At 51.6% G+C, this 19,702-nt stretch carries 17 protein-coding genes and 2 tRNA genes; 9 read left to right on the top strand and 10 right to left on the bottom strand.

Annotation, left to right across the window (positions count from 1 at the left end):
* The first annotated feature begins 63 nt into the window (after nucleotides 1-63).
* Genes NG346_RS02850 through NG346_RS02865 form a run of 4 tightly spaced genes read left to right on the top strand, consistent with a single transcriptional unit; the run spans nucleotide 64 to nucleotide 1,558 of the window.
* The gene (locus NG346_RS02850) at nucleotides 64-318 is read left to right on the top strand and encodes a DUF3791 domain-containing protein (RefSeq protein ID WP_262280612.1); all 255 of its coding nucleotides are present in this window, start codon (nucleotides 64-66) and stop codon (nucleotides 316-318) included.
* A complete protein-coding gene (locus tag NG346_RS02855) occupies nucleotides 305-799 on the top strand; it encodes a DUF3990 domain-containing protein (protein ID WP_154534755.1) in 495 nt (164 codons plus the stop codon). Before NG346_RS02850 ends, NG346_RS02855 begins: the two co-directional genes overlap by 14 nt.
* On the top strand, nucleotides 796-1,026 hold the full coding sequence (locus NG346_RS02860) for a hypothetical protein (protein ID WP_154534754.1): 231 nt from the start codon (nucleotides 796-798) through the stop codon (nucleotides 1,024-1,026). Before NG346_RS02855 ends, NG346_RS02860 begins: the two co-directional genes overlap by 4 nt.
* Before the next feature lie 31 nt (nucleotides 1,027-1,057).
* The gene (locus NG346_RS02865; protein WP_262288271.1) at nucleotides 1,058-1,558 is read left to right on the top strand and encodes a GNAT family N-acetyltransferase; all 501 of its coding nucleotides are present in this window, start codon (nucleotides 1,058-1,060) and stop codon (nucleotides 1,556-1,558) included.
* Between the two features lie 17 nt (nucleotides 1,559-1,575).
* Here the strand turns inward: NG346_RS02865 and NG346_RS02870 are convergent, their stop codons facing one another.
* From NG346_RS02870 to efp, 8 genes are all read right to left on the bottom strand, one after another.
* Nucleotides 1,576-4,014: a GH92 family glycosyl hydrolase gene (locus NG346_RS02870; RefSeq protein WP_262288272.1), complete on the bottom strand. Its 2,439-nt coding sequence runs from the start codon at nucleotides 4,012-4,014 to the stop codon at nucleotides 1,576-1,578.
* A 722-nt stretch (nucleotides 4,015-4,736) separates the two neighbouring features.
* Nucleotides 4,737-6,356: a RagB/SusD family nutrient uptake outer membrane protein gene (locus tag NG346_RS02875; RefSeq protein WP_262288273.1), complete on the bottom strand. Its 1,620-nt coding sequence runs from the start codon at nucleotides 6,354-6,356 to the stop codon at nucleotides 4,737-4,739.
* A gap of 18 nt (nucleotides 6,357-6,374) precedes the next feature.
* A complete protein-coding gene (locus NG346_RS02880; RefSeq protein WP_262288274.1) occupies nucleotides 6,375-9,368 on the bottom strand; it encodes a SusC/RagA family TonB-linked outer membrane protein in 2,994 nt (997 codons plus the stop codon).
* An 80-nt stretch (nucleotides 9,369-9,448) separates the two neighbouring features.
* The gene (locus NG346_RS02885) at nucleotides 9,449-10,804 is read right to left on the bottom strand and encodes a glycoside hydrolase family 28 protein (protein WP_262288275.1); all 1,356 of its coding nucleotides are present in this window, start codon (nucleotides 10,802-10,804) and stop codon (nucleotides 9,449-9,451) included.
* Nucleotides 10,805-10,945: 141 nt separating this feature from the next.
* Nucleotides 10,946-11,632 carry a RadC family protein gene (radC, locus tag NG346_RS02890; protein WP_262288276.1) on the bottom strand — a complete coding sequence of 229 codons (687 nt, stop codon included), beginning with the start codon at nucleotides 11,630-11,632 and terminating at the stop codon, nucleotides 10,946-10,948.
* Nucleotides 11,613-12,824: an alkaline phosphatase family protein gene (locus NG346_RS02895; RefSeq protein WP_262288277.1), complete on the bottom strand. Its 1,212-nt coding sequence runs from the start codon at nucleotides 12,822-12,824 to the stop codon at nucleotides 11,613-11,615. Before NG346_RS02895 ends, radC begins: the two co-directional genes overlap by 20 nt.
* A gap of 64 nt (nucleotides 12,825-12,888) precedes the next feature.
* Entirely contained in the window at nucleotides 12,889-13,938 is a 1,050-nt protein-coding gene (locus NG346_RS02900; protein WP_262288331.1) for a glycosyltransferase, read from the bottom strand.
* 118 nt (nucleotides 13,939-14,056) lie between these two features.
* Nucleotides 14,057-14,626: an elongation factor P gene (efp, locus tag NG346_RS02905; protein ID WP_262288278.1), complete on the bottom strand. Its 570-nt coding sequence runs from the start codon at nucleotides 14,624-14,626 to the stop codon at nucleotides 14,057-14,059.
* Between the two features lie 197 nt (nucleotides 14,627-14,823).
* Between efp and rpmH the strand changes: the two genes are divergently transcribed.
* The 4 genes from rpmH (at nucleotide 14,824) to NG346_RS02925 (ending at nucleotide 18,210) form a co-directional block, all read left to right on the top strand.
* Complete coding sequence (gene rpmH, locus NG346_RS02910) at nucleotides 14,824-14,979, top strand: 50S ribosomal protein L34 (RefSeq protein WP_004378018.1); 156 nt, start codon at nucleotides 14,824-14,826, stop codon at nucleotides 14,977-14,979.
* A gap of 247 nt (nucleotides 14,980-15,226) precedes the next feature.
* Complete coding sequence (locus NG346_RS02915) at nucleotides 15,227-15,937, top strand: PASTA domain-containing protein (protein WP_262280621.1); 711 nt, start codon at nucleotides 15,227-15,229, stop codon at nucleotides 15,935-15,937.
* Between the two features lie 41 nt (nucleotides 15,938-15,978).
* Nucleotides 15,979-17,088, top strand: a complete 1,110-nt coding sequence (locus NG346_RS02920; protein WP_262288279.1) for an RluA family pseudouridine synthase — start codon at nucleotides 15,979-15,981, stop codon at nucleotides 17,086-17,088.
* 123 nt (nucleotides 17,089-17,211) lie between these two features.
* The gene (locus NG346_RS02925; protein WP_262288280.1) at nucleotides 17,212-18,210 is read left to right on the top strand and encodes a D-alanine--D-alanine ligase; all 999 of its coding nucleotides are present in this window, start codon (nucleotides 17,212-17,214) and stop codon (nucleotides 18,208-18,210) included.
* Nucleotides 18,211-18,371: 161 nt separating this feature from the next.
* Here NG346_RS02925 and NG346_RS02930 read toward each other — a convergent pair.
* Nucleotides 18,372-18,447 (bottom strand) — tRNA-Pro (locus NG346_RS02930).
* Between the two features lie 182 nt (nucleotides 18,448-18,629).
* Between NG346_RS02930 and NG346_RS02935 the strand changes: the two genes are divergently transcribed.
* Nucleotides 18,630-18,702, top strand: a tRNA-Phe gene (locus NG346_RS02935).
* Nucleotides 18,703-18,811: 109 nt separating this feature from the next.
* On the opposite strand, the gene NG346_RS02940 is transcribed toward NG346_RS02935, so the two are convergent.
* A complete protein-coding gene (locus NG346_RS02940) occupies nucleotides 18,812-19,450 on the bottom strand; it encodes a phosphatase PAP2 family protein (protein ID WP_262288281.1) in 639 nt (212 codons plus the stop codon).
* Nucleotides 19,451-19,702: the final 252 nt, after the last annotated feature.

Here is a 19,702-nt window from a genome sequence, read left to right on the forward strand (position 1 = left end):
GCTATTTTAAGGCTCAAAGCACGATTATCTGTTGTTACTTTAATGAAATATGCGTATCTTTGCATGACTAAGAATTTAATGATGGAACAAAAGGAAAGACAAGATATTGCATACTTTATTTCGTTTTGTATAGAGCAGTACAAAACAGAAAAAGGCATGGAGGGTGAACAAGTCATGAATTTGTTCAACCGATATGGCGTCTTTGAATACTTGCAAGAGTTCTATGATGTACTTCACACCCAATCTGCCCAATGGATATTAGGTGATATCAATAAGTTCATCAAGAACAGAAAGGAGGCAGCAAATGGCAATCATTAATGTCTATCATGGGAGTCTGGAAGTTGTCACGCAACCAGAAATAAGAGAGCCCAATCGCCGGTTGGACTATGGAACTGGTTTCTACACCACCACTGCATATTGGCAAGCAGAAAGGTGGGTACAACGACGCATGCGGGAAAGTAAGATAGCAAAAGGATATGTAAACGTCTATGATTTCAACGATACAGCCCTTATCCAGCTGAAATCACTTATCTTTGAAAAGCCTACAGAGGAATGGGTGGATTTCGTTATGCAAAACCGCACTTTGCCGGATTTTAGTCATAACTACGACATTGTGTACGGTCCTGTAGCCAATGATCACGTTTATGCCGCATTTGCCCTCTTTGAAGGAAACGTCATAAGTAAGAAAACCTTAATAGAAGAGCTACGTACTTATCAACTCGTAGATCAATATCTTTTTCATACAGAACGCTCACTGGACTATCTTAAATTTAAAGAAATAAAGGAGGTAACATTATGATTGGAGACATTACTCAACAAAATCTCTACTTAATTATTCCATCAAAAGTGAGTAGAATTGCAGATATTCTCACAACTAAAGAGAACATCAGTCTCATAGATGCTATAAAAAAAGTCTATGCTTCTTCCACCTATAAAAAGCTTTCACAGGAGAGCACAAAGATGTGGCATGAAAGTCCGGTGGATCTTTACTATGATATCGTAAAAGAATCAGCAAGACAACACTGAATAAAGATTTGACCAACATAAACCTATCAACATGACTACAACTATCAGAAAAGCAACCCTCAACGACATTCCTATCATCAGGGCGATGGCGGAGAAAGTATTCCCCGACACCTACCAGACCATCATCACACGGGAACAGTGCGAGTATATGATGAACATGATGTACTCCGAAGCATCGATCCGTCGGCAGATGACTGTCAAGCATCATACCTATCTGCTGCTCTTCATCGACGACAAGCCGGCCGGATATGTCTCGGTACAACCGACAGAAGCAGACCGATACGAACTGCAAAAGATATACGTTCTCCCGATCTATCAATGCCAACATCTGGGCACAAAGTTGTTCAATGCCGCCATTGACTTTATCAAGGAGCAGCATCCGGAGCCTTGTACACTCTTTCTGCATGTCAACCGTCACAACCGCGCCAAGCACTTCTATAGCCGTCAAGGCTTGAAAATAAGCAGTGAGGGTGATTTCCCTATTGGGCACGGCTTCTACATGAACGATTATATCATGGAGAAAACGATATAGATGACCGACCGCATCTGTCAGCAGTCATCCATCTGCCAGTCGATGCCTAAACGGTTGCCTTGCATTCTGGTCACCCAAGGAAGCGACCCTATTGTTGAAATCCACATTTCCGTTCCGTCTACATCGGCACGCACATGGATGCGCTGTCCGTTGCCGTCTACGCACCGCCACGTGATGCCGTCGTAGACAAAACTGCCCGCATGTTGCAGGCTGTCAAGGGCATCGCGCGAGATGAAAAGAAACGTTCCCTCAGCATCGTATTTTGCGCCCGCTTTCTGTGGACTCTCCCAACAAAAACCTTTGGCATGGTCGACGACCCGACGCGGCATGCGATACGTGCAGTCGTGGCAGGTCACCACCAGCGTGTCGCCCTGCCAACACATGCTCAACGGCCAGTTGCGATACTGGCGGTTAAGCACAAAGTGCACCGTGGAAGCACCGTTGTCTGTTCTCGCCGTCTTCTCGGGGAAGCGTACCGGATCGATGGTGATGTATTTCCCTTGTCCTGCCACGGGGTAGCGGCCGAGCATCGCCCACAGCAACCACGCCGACATAGCCCCGCTGTCGTCATTGCCCGGCAGACCGTCGGCCTTGTCGGAGAAGCAACGGTGGACGATCTCCGCCACCCGCCGGCTGCTGAGATCGGAGCGGCCGATGTAGCTATATAAATAAGGTGTAAGAAACGACGGTTCGTTGCCTACATTGTAGTGACCCTCATCGAAGAAGGTATCCAGACGGCACCGGAAGGCGGAGTCACCGCCACAAAGTTGGATGAGTGTCGGCACGTCGTGAGGCACACTCAACGAGTATTCGGCCGACAGACCCTCGTAGAAAAACGTGTCCCACCAAGGGATATACCACGGTGCCACCTTCGTGTCGGGCCGATAAGCGATCTTCGGACGGTAGACCCGGGAACGACCCCACTCCACCGAGTCAAGCCAGCGGCCACTGGCATCCCGCGGCAGGACAAATCCCTTCATACCCCGCCATTCATAGTCGCTGCGCCAGAGGTTCTGCCACGAACGCGACCGGCGCATATACCTGTTATAGATAGCATGCTTGCCAAGACCTTTCGCCACCTGCGCTATGCACCAGTCGTCGTAGCTGTACTCCACGGTGCGGGTGCCAGCCCGCGGTATGCCGTAGGGCACATAGCCCAGCCGGATATACTCACGGAGTCCGCCGCGCCCTTCCTTCTCGTCGTCTGCGGGCGGCACATCGCCGTCCTTGAGCACCGCCTGCAACGCCTCGCGATAGTCAATGCCTTTCAGTCCGCGGGCGTAGGCCTCAGCGATGACCACGTCGGCATGCGAGCCTCCCTGCGTGCGCCCGTTGCAATCGCCGCTGCGCGCGTCGGGCATGTAACCCTCATGGCGGTAGATGGCCAAGAGCGCACGGACAATGTCCGTCGCCCGTTCGGGGTAGTACTCCATGAGCAGGGGCATCGACGTGCGGTAGGTATCCCACAGGGCATAGAAGTCATCATAGTAGGGCGTGCCCGACCACCGCGGGCACTCGCCGGTCTTGTCCACCGGCATGAGCAGTGTATGATAGAGTGCTGTATAGAAGATACGGCGCTCCCGGCTGTTCCCTTCATAAGGCACGCGCGCCAAGGTCTCGTCCCACTGCTGACGAAGCTGACGCAACTGCGTGTCGAAATCATGAGCAACGATATTGCGACGCGCCTGTTCCACAGACACGTAAGAGATGCCGACCTTCACCTCCACGACGCTGTCGCCCCACCAGACCGAGGCGGCACGACCGCCAAATAGCCGTGATTTCACAAACGGCGCACTGCTCTGCAAACAGAAAAAGACCGTATAGGGACCGCCGTTGTTCCATCCGCCGCGCACCGTGGTGGAGCCGCTCACTTCCTTCTGCCCGCTGACCCTAATGGAGGAAGCCACATATTGCTGGGTCTCACGCTTGTTGGGAATGGTGTCCATACCCAAGAACGACGCGGCATCCACAAGCAGTCCGTCGGCATGGCGGAAGCGATAGAGGGCACAGCGGGCCGAAGCGGTGATGTCTACACCGATGCCGTCCTCGAAACGACAGCTGTATTTTCCGAGCGTGATTTTCTCGTAGGTGCGGTGATGGAGGAAACAAGGCACCACGCCCACCTTGCCATCGGGCAGCAGCAAGCGTTGCGGCGTCATCGACTCATGGCGGCGGAAAGGCTGTATCAGTACGTTACCATATTTCTGTCCGCCTCCCGTACCACTGACATGGGTCTGAGAGAATCCCTTCACCATTTCAGGTTGTGGCGCCCATCCGGCATTGGGCATCGTCAGACAGTCGGGACCAGGCTTCACCATTCCAAAAGGAGCAGCAGGCCCCACAAACACGCGTCCCTCTCCCTCGCTGCCGATGAGCGGGTCGACACTACGCCACAACTGGGCATGGACTACTGTCGTCAGAGACAGGAAAACGATCAGAAAGAAATTGCGTGACATAGAATGAAGGCTATAAAAGCAAAACATCCCGAAAGTGGGACACCATTTAGGTGCATGATTTAACTAAAATACTACGACGACAAAGATACGCATAATTAATTGATTATCCAAGAGTTTTGAAAAATATTTGGCTATTTGACGCGATTTTACTTGGCTGTTTGACGCAAATCTGCTTGGCAGTTTGACGCGATTTTGCTTGGCAGTTTGACGTAAATTTGTTTGGCTGCTTGACGTGAAATCTTTAGAATTTATCTCACACAGAGCCACAGAGTCACAGAGACTGGGATGTTTTGTCTCTGAGTTGAAGCCATTCTGGCTTAAGAGACCACATAGACGCGCAGCCCCAACTCTCCATTTCCCGATGTCATTCCTTTCTTGCTTCTATTCGACTACCTGCTTCCACCCTACTCATATAGCACACAAGACTCTTATAGCTCTGTGATCTCCATCTGGCGAAACCTGCCCGGTGGCTCTGTGTCTGTGTGTAAGACATACCTCCGCTATTGTTATAGAAACTGACATTTTTCCGCCCACGAGAATCTATTCTTTTGAAGCAAGGCCATCATCAGCTCGATTTTCGCGAATTTCGATACCAACACAAAACCGCTCTCTAAAATGAAAGTTCAGAAAGAGGAGGTTTTGTCAAATTGTTTATAATTTCATGAAAAAAAAGTGGGCTACACCCAAATAGGTGTAGCCCGCTGAAAGATGCTTGCTAAAAATTACTTCTCGTAGCCGGGGTTCTGCTTCCAAGTAGGATTCACGTTGAGGATATCCTTATGAACTGGGAAGATACGGCGCGTTTTGTCGAAGTTAGCCGTCGGGAATCCTGTGTAGTGTGGGAAGAACTGTCCCTCGAAGGTACCGAAGCGAATCATGTCGTTGCGACGCCAGTTCTCACCGAGGAACTCACGTCCGCGCTCATCAAGAATCTCCTTGAGCGAAGGGTTGTGATCGATGGTAGGTGCCTTGACATAACTGCGGATCTGGTTGAAGAGGCTCTGCGGCGTGTCGCCGTTCGTTGCCTTGCCACCACGTGCGATGGCCTCAGCCTTCTCCAGCAGGATGTCGGCATAGCGGAAGATCGGCAGGTCGTTGCTCTGGTTACGTCCGTTCTTATAGTCATCGTCGGTCACGAAGAACTTGACATTGCGGTTGCCCTGATTGTAGCCATTGACATTATCGCCCACGTCGAGATGCTCATCTTGTGTCTTCAATGTGATGGAAGAGGTGAGCACAATAGAATCGCCACTCTTGTCCAGAGCCACCTCCTTGGTAGGCAGCTGCGTCGTGGGATCATAGACATGAACCGTGTCGCGGAGGATGAGCTGGTTGCGCTCGTCACCAGGCAGACTGAAAAGCGCAGCGCACTCAGGCGTCATGGTCATGTATCCGCCTGCCGAGTTGTGGAGCTTCATGCCATAGTAGCTCTTGTCCACATCCTTAGCCTGCTTCCATGTGATGGCACGACCGTACTGCATGCCCGTAGCCGTGTAGGTGTCATAAGGCATGGCATAGATGAAGTCCTCGATCTTGTAGCCGTTGTCATAGGCAAACTTCTTGCGATAAGGTACAGAGCCGAGGTTGAACTTCTTGCTGTTGATGATGTCGTCGCAATACTTGATACACTCGTCGAGTTTCTCGTTCTTGGCCGTAGCAGCGTCATACTGATCCACAGATGCGGCAGTATAGACCGGCCAGTTGATGTAGAGCTTCACGAGCAGTGCCTCAGCCATCCACTTCGTCGGCTTGCCATAGGTGTTGGCACTCACCTCGTCGGTCAGCAGCGGGATGATGTCCTTGAGCTCCGACTCGATGAACTCAGCCACCTTGGCACGTGGGGAGCGCTCAAGAACCTCGTCTTTTGTGACGATGTGATCCATGATCGGTGCGTCGCCCCAGCAGTCCATCATGACAAACTCGAAGAAGGCACGCATGGCACGGGCACGGGCGATATACTTCTCGTCGGCGCCGCTTTCGGTGAGATCACGGATGACCGTGTTGGCCTTGGTGCAACCGCTCATCAGCTCGCCCATCCAGTCGATGGTGGCATCATCCTTGGTGTATGCGTGAAGACTCGGGTGGGCATAAGCGCCATTATCGTACCATCCACCGCCATAGCTGACCGCCGTGTACTCGTCAGACGACAGTTCCTGTGCCTCCATATAGCGGCGGCCGAAACAGCCGCGCAGCTGATAATAGACGTCTGCCATCTTTGCCTCCACGGCGATGTCGTTGTTGGGATATTTAGTGTAGAGCGAGTCTACATCCACATTCAGGTCTGTGCAGCCCGTCAGCAGGAGCAGTCCTCCCGCCAAAGACATAAAAAACTTATTTTTCATTGTGTAGCGTCGTTAATGTTAGAAATTTACTTTCAGGCCCAGCATAACCGTGCGTGTATGGGGATAGTTGCTCCAGCGGTAGTCCACACCCGGTGAGATACCGCCCAAGTCCACCTCTGGATCCAGTCCTTTGTAGCTGGTGATGGTGAATACGTTATTCACTGTGGCGTAGAGCTGAGCGTTTTGCAACCAGCCATTGAACTTTGTGAAGGTATAGCCCAGGGTGAGAGACTGGAGGCGCAGATAGCTTCCATTCTCGATGAAGCGGTCAGAAGGAATGTTGCCGGAGATGTCGGTAGCCGGACGGTCGGTGATAAACTCCTTGAGCACGTTCTTGCCATTGGTGAACATCTCGGGACTGGTGTACTGTGCACGTGAGCCGTTGTAGATCTTGTTGCCGAAGACACCTGTGAAGAAGCAGGAAGCACTCCAGTTCTTGTAGGTCAGCGTGTTGTTCCATCCCAAGTTCAGCTTAGGCTGTGCGCAACCCGTGATCGAGCGGTCGCGCTCGTTGTCGGGTGCTGTTGTGGTCTCACCCGTGCGGTTGCCATTGTCGTCGAGCACATAATAAGTGGCAACTCCCTTGTCGTTGTACCCGGCAAAGGTAAACGTATAGAACGTTCCGAGCGGCTCTCCTTCGATGATCCGCTGGGTATAGCCATTGGCAGACACACCGGCAATCATCGGATCGCCCTGATTGAACTCCTTGGTGAAGTACTTGTCATTGGTCAGCTTGTCAACACGGTTCTTGTTGTGTGCCAGGTTGAGCGTGGTCTGCCAAGTGAAGTTCTTGGTCTTCACAGGCGTTGCGTTGACGGTCAATTCGATACCCTTGTTGGTGATCTCGCCGACGTTGGCATCGATGTAGCCATAAGGATATTCGGTCAGAGACACCGGATAAGACCAGATGAGGTCTTTGGTCTTCTTGCTGTAGAGTTCGAGCGTACCATTGATACGTCCGCCCCAAAGCGCATAGTCAATACCGATATTAAACATGCCTGTGCTCTCCCACTTCAAATCGGGATTGGCATTTTTCGTAGCGGCCAGCGTGCGCCAGTTCTTTCCATTGTAATCGAAGAAGCCGGAAGCGCCATAGGTGGCAATGGCGGTATAGGCGCCAAAGCCGAGGGCGTTACCACTCACGCCATAGCCCATACGCAGTTTCAGGTTGGAGAACACGTTCTGATTCTTCATGAATGGCTCCTCGGTGATATTCCAGGCAGCACTCACAGACGGGAAGGTACCCCAACGATGATCCTTGCCAAACACCGAGCTGCCGTCGCGACGGATGGTAGCCTGAAGCATATAGCGGCTGTTGTAGCTATAGGCAGCACGGCCATAGAAAGAGATGTTGCGCACGGTTGCCTTCGTGCCGCTCTCCACGGCAGGGATGCCGTCGATGCTGCTGGCGTAAGACAGCTGGTTCCACTTCAGATAATCGTCATAGAAATCGTGGACCCACAGTCCGAAGCCGTCGCCACTCTCCTTCTCTTCCCAAGAGTATCCGGCCATCACCGACAACTTGTGGATCTTGCTGATCGTGACGTCGTAGTTGCCATAAGTCTCGAACGTATGGGCATGCCCCATATAAGTGTTACGAGTGGCCTTGCCGTTATAGGCGCTCACGCCCTCGATTTGCGTGTTGTGGGTGTCGTAGGCACTGTAGGTATGCTGGTTGTTGGTGAAAGAGTAGTTGGCATTCCATGTCAAGCCGTCAATGATCTTCAGAGAGGCTTTGGCGATATACTGCATGCGCTTCCAATTGGTCTCAAAGGTATCTTCATGGAGCAGCGACATAGGATTGTAGTTCTTTGAGCCTGTAGCCTTTGACCAGTTGCCGTCTTCACCTCTGACAGGCATACAAGGAGAATAGTAGTTCATGGCATCGAGCACTGAAGCGCCCTCATTCCACATGGGCACGCCATGAGCCGTGCCATACATACCATTCACGCCAAGAGAGATGTCGAGATGGTCCTTGAGCACTTTGGTGGTCATCAGTGAGCGCACGTTCATTCGGTTCATTCCCGATTCCTTGACGACCCCCTCACGGTTTTGATAGTTAAGGCTCACCATGTAGGTAGTCTTCTTACCACCACCGCTGATGGAAAGGTTATGGTTGTGGCTTACGCCCGTGCGCAGCACTTCCTTCTGCCAGTCGACATTTGCGCCCTCGTCATTGCCGAGTGTCAGGCCATTGGCTTTGGCATAGCCGCGCAGGTCATCGGCACTTGCCATGTCGAGCGTCTTGGCCACATGATCAAAGGCAACGTATCCATTATAGGAGACGCTGGTACGTTCCTCACCTTTGCGGCCCTTTTTCGTATTGATGATGATCACGCCGTTGGCCGCCTTCGAACCATAGATGGCGGTGGCGGTAGCGTCGCGCAGCACGTCGATGCTCTCGATATCGTCTGGAGCCACCATCGAGATGTCCACACCGGGAATGCCGTCGATGACGTAGTAAGGCTGCATGGCTTCGCCCGTACGCAAGGAGGAGGCACCACGCAGCGTGATGCTCGGTGTGCCATTCGGGTCGCCGGAGGTGGTCACCACCAGACCCGCCACCTTACCCTGAAGCAGCGAGGCAGCATCGGAATAGACGCCTTTGTTCAGATCCTCGGCATTCACGGTGGTGATCGACGAGGTGACGTCCTTGCGGCGCATGGTGCCGTAGCCCACGACGACGACTTCGTTGAGCATCTTGTTGTCGTCCTTCAGAACTACGCTTTGGCCCGGCGTGATCACACGGTCCTCATAGCCTACGTAGGAAACCTTCAGCTTGGCGCCCGGCTTCTTAGTGGTGATGGTGTAGCGGCCGTTGATGTCGGTCACCGTGCCATTGGTGGTACCTTGCTCCATGACGGTCACGCCAACGAGCGGCTCACCATTGCTGTCGGTGATGACACCAGACTTCTGGCTCTGGGCCATGGCCGCAGTGCCACAAATCAGAAGAGAGGCGGAAAGCACGGCTTTCTGCATGCCCTTCTTTAAATGGGTTTGTCTTTTTCGCATAATAGATATAGAGTTTAATAATTTAAGTGCAAAGATAACACCTGTATGTGTCAGACGCGTTACAATAGATTGACGATTGGTTAAAGTCCAAAGGTCGGACCGCCATAGTCTACGCCTTGGGCTGTGACGGAGAGACCGGTGGTGTGGACTCCCTGAGCCTGGTCGACATAGACACCATACACCTTATTATATATATAGCCCTCGCCGCGGCATGGACGCTTGTCGTAGATGCCACCCTTGTAGTCAGTCATGTGGCAGAGACGCAAACTGACGTTGTCGAGATGAATGTCCTGGACTTTACCCGCTCCTCCACCGATGAAACAGCCGTTCTCCGACGTGGCGACGATGCCACGGAAGTAGATGCGACTTACCTCTCCACAGCGTCCGTGGGTCTCACCCTTGGGGAAACGCCAGTTGGCATCCTTATTGTTGCCGTCGGCACGAGGATAGCTGGTGACGTAAATGGGCTCAGCCTTTCCCCACCACACATCACTCCATAGGTGCAGGTCCATGATGATGTTGGAAAAGACGACGTCGGTCACCGTGCCCTCATCGCGGTTTTGAATGCCCAAGCCACGATTGGAACGTGTGATGATGCAGTTGTCGATGGTGACATTATAGATGGAATCCATGTTCTCCGATCCGATCTTGATGGCACAAGAGCGGGAGCTCATCGTACAGTTGGTCACCACGATGTCGTGACAGGAACCATACTCGGCAAACTCGCGGCGGTTTTTCAGGCAGATGCAGTCGTCGCCGGAAGTGATATGGCAATTGCTAATGCGCACATGACGGCTGTGGTCAATGTCGATGCCGTCGCCGTTGCGTATCTTCAAGTTATTGAGGAGATTGATGCCGTCGACCACTGCGTCGTCGCAACCGACGAGGTGGAGTGTCCAGTAAGCACCTTCGCGAATCGTGATGTCGCGCACTTGTACGTTCTTCACGCCAATGAGCGTAAGGACGTGGGGACGGGGATCGAAGGTGGTCACAGGCTTGAGCTCATAAGAGTCGGACAACTCGCGGCCCATGAAGCGCACGCCGTTGCCGTCGATGGTGCCACGCCCACATACGCGGATATCATGGGCATCTTTGGCCCAGAGCCATAGCATACCCTCGCCCTGATTGCTGCCAAAGGCACTGTGGCGATAGACTTTCTCATCAGGATTGGCCAATAAGGTGGCTCCGGCATCGAGATACAGCTCCACGCCGGACTTCAACTGTAAGGGACCGGAAAGGAAGGTCTTGCCACGAGACAGGAGCACACGCCCGCCACCATCGGCACTGCACGCGTCGATAGCACGCTGGAGAGCAGGTGCGTCGTCGGTTGTTCCGTCACCTTTTGCTCCGTAATCCGTGACTTGATAGTTGGTTTGTGCCCATGCGGGCAAGGCCAGGATAAGGATGTCTATTAGCAGTAATATCAGTCTTCTCATTGAGTATTGGTCAAAGGTGTTATATATTGTAATGCGGTAATTATGTCGCAAATATAAGTAAAAAAAAGCAAACCAACAATAATTAGTTCTTCTTTTTTCAATACGACACCGCATTTTTTGTGCTTTCCGAATGTGGGGAGTCTACAGTCGTCCTTCTTCGCGATAGCTGTAATAACTGCCATCAGTGATGATGACATGGTCGAGAAAATAGATGCGCATCAGTTCGCATGCCTTGCGGATGCGGTCGGTGAGCTGGTCATCTTGACGGCTGGGACGCTTGCTGCCGCTGGGATGGTTGTGGCATACGGCAAGAATCGTAGTGTTGCAGAGCAGCGCGTCCTTGATGATGATACGTATATCGACGGCGGTCTCCGTGATGCCGCCGTGACTGACGCACTCTTCCTTGATGAGTTTAAACGACTGGTTGAGCATCAGAATGTGGAACTCCTCCACGTCGAGATCCTGCAACTTGGGATGCATCAGGTTGTAGATGGCTGTGGCGGAACCGAGATCGGGGCGCTCCTCGGCAACAGAGTCTTTGCGTCGCTTGCCAAGTTCGCAGGCGGCAAGGATGGTGATGGCCTTGGCTGGCCCCATGCCGTGATAGCGGCACAGCTCGTTGACAGTTTTCTTGCCTAACGTGTTGAGGTTGTAGTTGCAGTCGCTGAGCACCGTACGCATCAAGTCCACGGCACTCTGTCGGTCAGATCCTGAGCCAATGAGAATGGCAAGCAGTTCGGCATCGCTGAGTGCTGCCGCACCAAGACGCATCATTTTCTCACGTGGGCGGTCCTGTTCGTCCCAATGATTAATGCTGAGTTTTTCCATCCTTAAACATCTTTATAGCTATCCGTTGGTAATCTTCCATGCCGTCATTGGGTGCCGGGCTGATGCCAAGCAGACGGCAGACCAAAGCGTAGACGGCGGTATTGGAGAATACGCCCATGTCCTCACCACGGCGAATATCGGGTCCCATGGCACAGAAAAGGGCGTGCATGTCGCTGTAGGCTGGGTCGTAGCCATGCACACCACCATTGTGGCAGGTCTCGTCGGTGAAGAGAAAACCTTCATCAGGCAGCACCAGCACATCGCCAATATTCGGGTCGGACTGGTAATGAAGCCACTGGGGAATGTCGTCTTTGCGCCACACACGCAAGTGAGCCACATGACTCAGTGCTGCGACAATGCTGTCTTGCTGCCAACGCGCTGGTGCATAAATGTTGGCAGGGAGATTGCCCTCAATGCTCTGATACCATTCTTTATGAAGATAACTACTGACGGTTATCTGGCGTGAAGGTGTGAACCACGTCATGCCATGGTCGGAGACAATGACAAGATTGACGCTGTTTTGGAGCCCCGCCTTGCCGATGCGTGTCCACAAACTGCCCAACAGCGAGTCTATGCGCTCCACGGCCAATCGTGTCTGCTTGGCTTGTGGGCCATAGTTATGTCCGCTGGCATCAGGTTCTTCAAAATAGGCCATGATGAGGTCGGGACAATTCTTTGCCGTGAGTTGCTGCATGATGCCGTCGACACGCTGGCTGAATGTAAGATGTGGCTTTTCGTCGTAGCTGTGCCAAAGGTCGGGATAATGACCGGCAACAGCCACATCTGACCCAGGCCAATAAAAGACAGCCGTATGCAACCCCTGACGCTGAGCTGTAAGCCAAAGCGGCTCGCCATGGTAGAAACGGGCGTCGCACTTGGTCTTGGGATTGGACAACGAGAAGCGCGCACCGGTGGCACGGTCGAGAAACGAGTTGGCGATGATACCGTGATGCTCGGGACGCAGTCCGGTGGCAAGGGTATAGTGGTTGGGAAATGTCTTCGATGGAAAAGAGGGAACAAGCTCGCCCTTGACGCCCTGACGGGACATCAGGTCGAGAAAAGGCGTATCGTACATCTCGGCATAGTCCCAGCGGAAGCCGTCGCAGGAGATTACCACTGTGGTCGTCTTGGCCAATGCACTCATCATGCCGGACATCCATAAGACGGCAAGGAGCATTGTTGTCTTTGCCATACGGTAAATATTTCGGTTCATAGGCTGTCTTTTATAGGGTTGAAAATAGAAGGAAGCGACAAGACTACTTATAGAAGTTCTTCTCATAAGCGGCAAATTCGTCTTGACCACGCACGCACCGTCGCCACCATGCTTGAAGGAAACCACAGCCGTAGCCCATAAGTTGGGTGAAGGCTGCACGCACGCTGAGCAATCCGATCTTCATGCTGTGGTTCTGACGCGCTGAGTCTGCGAAGATGAGCAGACTGTAGAGTATCAGCGGAGCCAGGGCCAGTTCCATCGCATCAAGTCCCCAACTGCTTGCATCCGATGACGCTGAGAAGAGACAAGTCAAGAGGCCATCGATAAACAATAACGCCAGGAAGATCACGCCAAGCGTGAAGACCATAGGCAAGAGATGGACGAGTTTGAGGCTATCGGGATATTTCTTGTAGAGGTTGATGCGGGCGATGCCACTGTTGAACACTTGCCGCCAGAACTTGCGGAAGTCTGTCCTGCGTTTGTGATAAACCCATGCGCCGGGGAAGAGGCGGCAGTGAAGACCAGCTTTGAAGATGCGAATGGAGAAGTCGATGTCCTCGCCGAAGCGCATCTTGGAGAAGCCGCCAAGTTGCTGGTAGACGTCACGACGGATGCCCATGTTAAAGGAACGGGGATAGAACTTGTCGAGTTTCTTCTTTCCGCCACGAATGCCACCAGTGGTGAAGAAGCTCGTCATGGAATAAGAGATGGCCTTTTGAGTAGGAGTGAACGAGTCGGCAGCACGGTCAGGACCGCCGAAAGCCTCGCAGGACTCTCGCTGCAACTCATCGTCAACGGCTTGAAGATAGCCGGGAGGAACCACTACGTCGGAATCGAGAATGATGACATACTCGCCACGCGCACGCTCCACGCCATAGTTGCGGCTCTGTCCGGGTCCGCTGTTAGGCTTGCTGAAATAGTGAAGATCGAGTTTTCCCACATAGCGCGCACAGACATCATGGCAAGGCACTTGCGAGCCGTCCTCGACAACGACAACTTCAAAAGTGCTTAACGACTGGCGTGTCAAGCTGTCCAACAGCTCGTCGACCTCATCAGGACGGTTGAAGACAGGAATGACAAAAGAATATTTCAAAGGTTTCTCCATAGTAATAGAATTCTCCAAGACGCTGACCGGACTCAGTAGCGAGCGGTCGTTAACAAAAAAAGCCATCCTTCGCAAAAGGAAGGATGGCGTAAGGCTTAGTGCCCAATTATTTCTCGCTCACGCGGCCCACGTAGCTGCCGTCGCGTGTGTCGACCGTGATGGTCTCGCCCTCATTGATGAACAAGGGTACACGGATCTCAGCGCCAGTCTCAAGAGTGGCGGGCTTGGTAGCGTTGGTAGCAGTGTTGCCCTTCACACCCGGCTCGCTGTGAGTGACCTTCAAGTTGGTCTTCACGGGCATCTCAGCAGAGAGAATAGTACCGTCGGAAGTGTCGGTCTGGACGTCAACGACGTCACCTTCCTTCATATACTCCCAACCCGTGATCATGTCCTTGGAGATAGGAATCTGCTCGAAAGTCTCCTGGTTCATGAAGATGTAGCCAGTAGGATCCTCATAGAGATACTGGTAAGGACGATGCTCTACGCGCACATCATCGAGTTTGAAGCCAATCTGGAAAGTACGCTCCAGCACGCGGCCGTCAGCCACGTTCTTCAGCTTGGTGTTCATGACAGTGTTGCCTTTTCCTGGCTTACGATGCTGGAAGTCAACACACTTCCAAATACCACCGTCCATGCGGATGCATGTACCGATCTTAATTTCCTGTGAATTAATCATTGTGTGTATATTATAAGTATATTATCATGCTTTTGCAGGTGCAAAGTTACTATAATTTTAGATAAAAACATCTTTTTAGCACTGAAAAATCACTTAATTCTTTGTCATCTCGAAAATTATGCGTAATTTTGCAAGCCATAAGAAGGGCAAAGGCTCAAAAAGAGAAGGAACAAATAATAAATTAACAATAAATAAAGATGAAAAGAACATTTCAGCCTCACAACCGCCGTCGCGTCAACAAGCACGGCTTCCGCGAGAGAATGGCCACAAAGAATGGCCGTCGCGTGCTGGCTTCCCGTCGTGCTCATGGCCGCAAGAAACTGACCGTCTCTGACGAGAACCACGGCAAGTAACTCCTTAGCGTCTATGCGCAAGGCAGCAAAAAGCAGCAAGGATAACTCTTCCTTGCTGCTTTTGCCGTATCTAAGGTGGCTATCACAACGTAAAGGATGCGGCCACCAAACATTACTGAGACAGTTGCTGATAAACGGTGGCTAATAACAAAAGAGCCACCGTTGACACAACGAAAAAGAAAATATTCACGGGTTTTATTTTGTATTTCGAGCGGTTTGCATTACCTTTGTATTAAATAAAGTACCGATGACAATATCTGAATTCTTAGGCAAGTTCAAAAGTACCTATCTCTGGGGAAACCTCGCGGCAATGGCTCTCGTAGTCGTTGCGCTGGCTTTGGGCTTCCGCTTTGGCATCGACCTGTACACCCACCACGGCGAGTCGATTCCCATCCCCAATATTCTGCACAAGCGATACGCCGATGCTGAGCAGATCGTCAATAGTCTCGGGCTGGAGATAGAGGTAAGCGACACGGGTTATGTACGCTCTCTGCCACCAGGAGCTATCCTGGAGCAGACACCGGGACCTGGTGAGCGCGTCAAGTCGGGACATATTATCTATGTCACCATCAATGCCACACACTCTCCTACCATCACCCTGCCCGATGTCATCGACAACAGCTCGCTGAGAGAGGCTATGGCAAAACTCACAGCCATGGGATTCAAGCTGGGCAAGCCACAATCGGTGCCCGGAGAGAAAGACTGGGTCTATGGTATCACCGTCAACGGACGGCACGTGGTGGCCGGCGACAAGATTCCGGTCGACGCTACGCTGATCATTCAGGTCGGCGACGGGCAACTCGACCAAAGCGATGACATCAACTATGTCGATCCGGAGATGGAAAACGACAATACCGACGACGAAAGCGGTGACATAGACAACTTCCAAGAGATCCCTACACCACCCGACCAGCCCGAAAACAACAATACGGAAGAAAACACCAATACGGGCGAATAAGTCCGCTTGGCACCTTTCTCTTCAACAAAACTTCAACAGACATGGCAGAAGACAACATATTCTCAGACTTGCTGGACGACGAACTGGATCAGACCGAAGACAGCGGATGTGACGATCAGAATTCTTCCAACGGCAACCGCTATGAGCATTGGCGCATCATCGTCGACGCCGGACAAGCACCCGTACGCATCGACAAGTTCCTTGCCGAGCACATGCAGCACTCCAGCCGCAACCGTATTCAGACTGCTGCCGACGCCGGATGCATCTGCGTAGCAGGCAAGGCTGTCAAGAGCAACTACAAAGTACGACCAGGAGATGTCGTCACGCTTATGCTCGACCATCCCAAACACGACACAAGTATCGTGGCGGAGAACATTCCACTCGACATCGTCTATGAAGATGACGACTTGATGGTGGTCAACAAGCCGGCCGGCATGGTGGTGCACCCAGGAGCCGGAAACTTCACGGGTACGCTGATCAATGCTGTGGCATGGCACATGCGCGACGTACCTGCCTTCGACGCTAACAACCCGGAAGTGGGACTGGTGCACCGCATCGACAAGGACACAAGCGGCCTGCTCGTCGTGGCGAAGACGCCGGAAGCTAAAACGGTTTTGGGCAAACAATTCTTCCATAAGACGACTCACCGCTCCTATAATGCACTCGTTTGGGGACACATCGTGGAAGACGAGGGACGCATAGAAGGCAACATCGGACGCGATCCTAAAGACCGACTGCGCATGAAGGTCTTCGACCCGGAATCGGGCATTGGCAAGCCTGCCGTTACTCATTACAAAGTATTGGAGCGTTTTGGCTATACCACCCTTGTGGAATGTATTCTCGAGACGGGACGCACACATCAGATCCGCGCCCACATGAAACACATCGGGCACCCGCTCTTTGGCGACGAGAGATACGGCGGAACAGAGATACTGCGCGGACAGCGCAGTGCTTCCTACAAGGCTTTCATCAACAACTGCTTCAAGATCTGTCCCCGTCAGGCACTGCATGCCAAGACGCTCGGCTTCGTACATCCACGCACTCATCAGCAAATGGACTTCGACTCGCCATGGCCCGAAGACTTCGCTGCACTGATCGACAAGTGGCGTACCTTCATCAAAGGAACGAACAGAACGCTGAATGATCAATAAGAAAGATGAACAGAGCAATGTAGAACAGGTCAGTACTGAATGATGAATTGCTCAGTGTTGGATGATGAATTGCTCAGTACATAATAACAGGACAAAATAAGGAATTAACGAAAAACAAATGATATGAAAGATTTAAAGAGAAACATTGCCATCGTCTGCGGTGGCGATTCATCCGAGCACGACGTATCATTGCGCTCAGCACAAGGTCTTTATTCCTTCTTTGACAAGGAACGTTATAATGTCTACATCGTCGACGTGAAAGGACAGGACTGGCATGTCAACTACGAAGACGGCGACATCGCCAAGATCGACCGCAACGACTTTTCCTTCATCAACAAGGAAGGCAAAGCCGTCGTCTTCGACTATGCTTACATCACCATCCACGGCACTCCGGGCGAGAACGGCATCATGCAGGGCTACTTTGATCTGATCCACCTGCCCTACTCTACCAGCGGTGTGCTCGTAGAGGCAATGACATTCAACAAATATGTGCTCAACAACTACCTTCGCGGCTTCGGCGTCAACGTTGCCGACAGTATTCTGCTTCGCCTTGGCGAGAGCTATGACGCTGCCGCCATTGAGAAGCGTCTGGGCATGCCGGTATTTGTCAAGCCTGCTGCCGACGGTTCGAGCTTCGGTGTCTCGAAGGTGAAGAATGCCGACCAGCTGGCTCCCGCTCTGCGTGTCGCCTTCATGGAGAGCAACGAAGTGATGATAGAAGGCTTCATGAAGGGCACAGAGATCTCCATCGGCTGCTATAAAACCAAAGACAAGACTGTCGTCTTCCCGGCTACTGAGGTGGTGACGAAAAACGAGTTCTTTGACTACGACGCTAAATACAATGGTCAGGTTCAGGAGATCACACCTGCCCGACTCAGTCCAGAGACAGCAAAGAAAGTTGCCGACGAGACCAGTCATATCTACGATATCCTCCATTGCAACGGTATCATCCGCATCGACTATATCATCAGCAAAGATGCCCAAGGCAATGACAAAGTCAATATGCTGGAGATCAACACCACGCCGGGCATGACGCCGACAAGTTTCATACCACAGCAAGTGAAAGCCGCAGGACTGAGCATGAAGGATGTACTCACAGACATTATCGAAAATCAGTTCTAAACAGAAAGGCTACATACACCTTATATATATAATGTGCAAGACACGCATAACATATATATAAGGTGCGTGTGTCTATCTCAAAGCAATGCGACCGCCCATTTCACAAGCAAAGCAGTACCAACCAAAAAGAGGAATGCTCCGTAAAGCATTCCTCTTTTTGTTGGTCGGGATGACCGGACTCGAACTGGCGACCCCTACGTCCCGAACGTAGTGCGCTACCAACTGCGCTACATCCCGATGCAGTCACATTAAAGAAGCAACGAAGCACCTCTTTCTGTTTTGCGGTTGCAAAGGTAGCACTTTTTTTTGAATTAGAGATAATTTTATGAAGAAAAATTTGCGAGGTTGCTAAAAAAGTGCTACCTTTGCACTCGCATTTCAGAAATATCACTCCATAACAAGGAAATGCGTAAGTAGAGGGTGCCTTAGCTCAGGTGGTAGAGCAATGGACTGAAAATCCATGTGTCCTTGGTTCAACTCCAAGAGGCACCACTTCCTCCTTTCATTCAATCCGGTTCTTGTCGTTTGACGGGGCCGGATTTTTTTATATTATCTTATACGCCATTGGTGTTGCTGATATTTCACTTCTGAAAACAATCGCCTAACTTAAGGGAACCACGAGTAAGAGAAGTGTAGTGATGAACCACACCGCGGCAACGCCCCACGGCATACGGTCGTAGCGTTGCAGCAAACGTGACGGACAGGAAGTGATGACGATGCGAGCCACCAAAATGCCGATAGCCGCACCGCAAAGAACGTCACCCAGGTAATGCACGCCGAGATAGATACGTGAATAGCAGATGATAATGGTAAACAGAGCAAGCACGACACGCATGAGCTTGTTGCGATAGATGTAACTTAAAAAGGTGACCAGACAACAGATGTTGGTCGCATGCCCGGAAACAAAGCCATAACGTCCGCCATGGTAGCCGTTGACATAATGAAGCATTGGCGCCAGGGTCAGATTGTGTGAAGGACGGGGACGCGCCACAAGCGGTTTGATGATGCTTGAGGAGAGTTGGTCTGTAAATGCTATCATAGCTGCGATAACCAGTAACAGCAGGAGACGTTCGCGCCATGCCCCCTGATGCCACACTAACGTGTAGCCCACCAGTACGGCAGACAACGGCAACCAAGTTTGTAGATGGCTGTAGCCATAGAAGAAACGGTCGGCAACGGCTCCCCCATTAAAGTTGAGCAACATCATAGCCCGCGCGTCCCCCGTTTGAAGCGTAGCCAACAAAACAGGGTATTCACTAAAGAGAGTATAGAGCAAAGCTCCAGACAGGAAGGCAATTGCCACAATGACCATCAACAGATATGGCCACCTCAAAACAAGACTATGTATGTTGGGAGTAGAATAGGAATATCGCATGTTTAGATTGTTTGCCACAAAGTTACAACATAATTCTGTAGAAATGTCGTATTTGTCTATAAAAATGTTCCAAATAGGCCAATTCTTATGACTTTTCGTATTTATTAAACTTTGCGG

It is taken from the genome of Hallella absiana, from assembly GCF_025457485.1.
Lineage (GTDB): Bacteria > Bacteroidota > Bacteroidia > Bacteroidales > Bacteroidaceae > Prevotella > Prevotella absiana.

Excerpts from the sequence above, each read along its gene's own strand:
- NG346_RS02915 (WP_262280621.1), top strand. The coding sequence starts at position 15,227 with ATGACAATATCTGAATTCTTAGGCAAGTTCAAAAGTACCTATCTCTGG.
- radC (WP_262288276.1), bottom strand. The coding sequence starts at position 11,632 with ATGGAAAAACTCAGCATTAATCATTGGGACGAACAGGACCGCCCACGT.
- rpmH (WP_004378018.1), top strand. The coding sequence starts at position 14,824 with ATGAAAAGAACATTTCAGCCTCACAACCGCCGTCGCGTCAACAAGCAC.
- NG346_RS02880 (WP_262288274.1), bottom strand. The coding sequence starts at position 9,368 with ATGCGAAAAAGACAAACCCATTTAAAGAAGGGCATGCAGAAAGCCGTG.
- NG346_RS02875 (WP_262288273.1), bottom strand. The coding sequence starts at position 6,356 with ATGAAAAATAAGTTTTTTATGTCTTTGGCGGGAGGACTGCTCCTGCTG.
- NG346_RS02865 (WP_262288271.1), top strand. The coding sequence starts at position 1,058 with ATGACTACAACTATCAGAAAAGCAACCCTCAACGACATTCCTATCATC.
- NG346_RS02925 (WP_262288280.1), top strand. The coding sequence starts at position 17,212 with ATGAAAGATTTAAAGAGAAACATTGCCATCGTCTGCGGTGGCGATTCA.
- NG346_RS02860 (WP_154534754.1), top strand. The coding sequence starts at position 796 with ATGATTGGAGACATTACTCAACAAAATCTCTACTTAATTATTCCATCA.
- NG346_RS02920 (WP_262288279.1), top strand. The coding sequence starts at position 15,979 with ATGGCAGAAGACAACATATTCTCAGACTTGCTGGACGACGAACTGGAT.
- NG346_RS02895 (WP_262288277.1), bottom strand. The coding sequence starts at position 12,824 with ATGGCAAAGACAACAATGCTCCTTGCCGTCTTATGGATGTCCGGCATG.
- NG346_RS02850 (WP_262280612.1), top strand. The coding sequence starts at position 64 with ATGACTAAGAATTTAATGATGGAACAAAAGGAAAGACAAGATATTGCA.
- NG346_RS02870 (WP_262288272.1), bottom strand. The coding sequence starts at position 4,014 with ATGTCACGCAATTTCTTTCTGATCGTTTTCCTGTCTCTGACGACAGTA.
- efp (WP_262288278.1), bottom strand. The coding sequence starts at position 14,626 with ATGATTAATTCACAGGAAATTAAGATCGGTACATGCATCCGCATGGAC.
- NG346_RS02855 (WP_154534755.1), top strand. The coding sequence starts at position 305 with ATGGCAATCATTAATGTCTATCATGGGAGTCTGGAAGTTGTCACGCAA.
- NG346_RS02885 (WP_262288275.1), bottom strand. The coding sequence starts at position 10,804 with ATGAGAAGACTGATATTACTGCTAATAGACATCCTTATCCTGGCCTTG.